This window comes from Halorubrum sp. Atlit-26R, from assembly GCF_003666015.1.
GTDB lineage: Archaea > Halobacteriota > Halobacteria > Halobacteriales > Haloferacaceae > Halorubrum.
In genome coordinates, this window is sequence record NZ_QPLT01000037.1 from 1 (window position 1) to 2,365 (window position 2,365).

A 2,365-nucleotide genomic window follows, 5' to 3' on the forward strand; every position below is an offset into this window, starting at 1 on the left:
GTGCGAGACCCTTCTCCGTCGACGGTGATAGGATTTCCGGCTCTCGCGGGGTAGAGCGATGAGCCGAGACGCGTACCGGCTCCGCGTGGAGACGGTCGCGAGAGAGGCCGCGGTCGCCGTCATGAACGGCGACGCCGCGACGCTGCCGGACGCGCTCGACGACGTCGACGCACCGGCGGTTCGCGCTGACGCCGAGTTTTTCGCCGAGCTCCTGCTTCAAGAGGTGGTCGAGAAACGCGCCGAGCTCGGGAGGGCCGCCTCATGAGCTCGTCGCGACCGGCGCCCTCGAAGCGGGCCGGAGCCGCGGCGGCCGGCGCCGTGATCGACCGCGTCCCGGAGCTCGTCTCGGTTCCCGATTCGGAGCTCCTTCACGCGGACGCTCGCGTCGACGGCGTCGTGACTCCGTCGCCGGAGCTTCCGATCGTCGGGATGTGTCTCGTCGAGACCGGGACGCTCGTCGAGCTCAAGAGCGCGATGGTCCGCCTCGCGAGCGGCGGGCGCGGGCGCTTCTACCTCCGGCGACCGCAACACAAAGCCCTGCTCGACGCCGGCGGCGTCTACCTCTTCGCCGTCGCCGAGCCCCGGCCGGCTCGCGAGCCCATCGCGATGAAGATCGTCCCGGCGACGATCGTCGACGACGTCGTCGGCGACAGCTGGCGCGACGCCGGCGACGATCGGGCCGACTGCGCACAAGTCCGCTGGGGCCGGCTCTTCGATTCGACCGAGGTGTCGCGATGACGATCCGTCTCGTCTGCCCGGAGTGCTACCTTCGCGAAGAGGTTTCAGACTCCACCGCTGCGCCGGTCTCGTGTCCGAGCTGCGGAACCGACATGGAGCCCGCACACCCATGAATGAGTTTATCCGCGCGAGCCGGCTCGGGAAGGTTCGCTATCGGTGTGTCGACTGCGACGCCGACGACATGACCGCCGGAGAGGCCATGCTCCATGAGTCGAATACAGGCCATGAGACGGAGGAAACAGGCAAATGACGGCGCCGGAGCCGGGTACCGCGGGCGTCGACCCCGGGGTTAGCGTCCGGCGTTCGGGCTCGCCCGGCGCCGACGTCGACGTCGACGGCGACGCATCGCTCTTGGAGCTCCATCGGCGGCTACTCGACGGCGGCCTCGCCGACGTCGTCGTCGACGCGCTGCGGCGCCTCGACGGCGAGGGGACGGGCGACTATCGCGCTGTGCTCCGGTCGCACGGCGTGACGGCGCTTAACGACCATCTCGCCGACGTGCTCGCGACCGCAACACAAGCCCTCCGCGACCTCGACCTCGACCCGGACGGTGCCGACGACGCCGACGTCGTCGACGCGCTCGACGTGCTCGCCCAGCTGGGCGACGGGACCGTCGACGGGCTCCCGTCCGACCTCGACGACCTCGACGACGCGCTCCCGCCGCTGCTCGCCGGCTCGTCGACGACGCCGACCGTCTCGGTCCGCCTCGGCCTCGGATGGGCCTCACGGCGCCACGAACAGCGCGAGCGCGTGCTCCGCTGGTTGACTCGACTCGGGCTCGGGGCTCGCGTCGATCTCGTCGTCGGTGACGGCGCCGGGCGCCGCATCCTCGACGACCACCGCCCGGACGTTCCGGCGCACGTCCTAAGCCAGCTGTGTAACCGGGGCCGGGCTACTCCCGCCCCGCTCGCCGGAGAGACCGACGACGCGGCCGAGAGCCGTGCGGAGCGCGTCGCGGATGCTCTCGACCGCCTCGACCCGGACGGGCGCCCTGCTGGCGTGCTCGACGCGCTCGCGGACGCTCCTACACAAACACAAACCTACGCCGACCTCTCTCGCGAGCTCGTGCTCGACTCGGCTCCGTACGAGGCGGTGAGCACGCTCGACAAAGACCTCGGCCTCGTGGAGCGCACACAGCGCTCTGACGGCGCGACAGTCGTCTCCCTCCGCCCGGCTGGGCTCTCGGTCGCGACCCGCCTCGGCGCGTCTGTGGCGGTCTCCGGGGCGGTTGCGGCCGGAGCGGCGACGGACGGGGGCCGGGCCTCGACGACCGGATCAGAGACCCCCCAAAAATCTCCCTCCATGCCGTATTACCCCGGCGAGCACGGAGGGGGGGAGGCCCCTCTCTCTCCGGCCGCGACCGCCCCGGAGACCGCCACAGACCGCCCCGCTGGGGAGTCTGACGCCGCTACGGCGGACCGCGACCGCGTCGACGGCTGGCAGACCGGCTTAGTAACGCCGGAGTGGGCACCGCGCTCCCGCTGGCTTCCGGCCGTCGAGTCCGTCGACGCCGAAGAGCTCGCCCTGGTGTCGGCTGACCTCGACCTCGCCGACGACCGAGACGGTCGGACGCCGGTCGTCTCCTACGCTCGCGACCGAGACGTCGTCTATGCCTGCGCCGAGTACC

Annotated in this window: 3 protein-coding genes; all 3 read left to right on the forward strand. The window is 71.4% G+C overall.

Features of this window, described 5'->3' with window-relative positions; translation table 11 throughout:
• The first annotated feature begins 58 nt into the window (after positions 1-58).
• Positions 59-265 (forward strand): hypothetical protein, encoded by a 207-nt coding sequence (locus DVK07_RS18950; protein WP_121598455.1) that lies wholly within the window; start codon positions 59-61, stop codon positions 263-265.
• The gene (locus DVK07_RS18955; protein WP_032073159.1) at positions 262-738 is read left to right on the forward strand and encodes a hypothetical protein; all 477 of its coding nucleotides are present in this window, start codon (positions 262-264) and stop codon (positions 736-738) included. Before DVK07_RS18950 ends, DVK07_RS18955 begins: the two co-directional genes overlap by 4 nt.
• A gap of 246 nt (positions 739-984) precedes the next feature.
• The coding region (locus DVK07_RS18960; protein WP_394338893.1) for a hypothetical protein at positions 985-2,365 on the forward strand (1,381 nt) is incomplete at its 3' end.

What these genes read in the sequence shown, in the direction of transcription:
- DVK07_RS18950 (WP_121598455.1), top strand. Translation starts at nt 59, where the DNA reads ATGAGCCGAGACGCGTACCGGCTCCGCGTGGAGACGGTCGCGAGAGAG.
- DVK07_RS18955 (WP_032073159.1), top strand. Translation starts at nt 262, where the DNA reads ATGAGCTCGTCGCGACCGGCGCCCTCGAAGCGGGCCGGAGCCGCGGCG.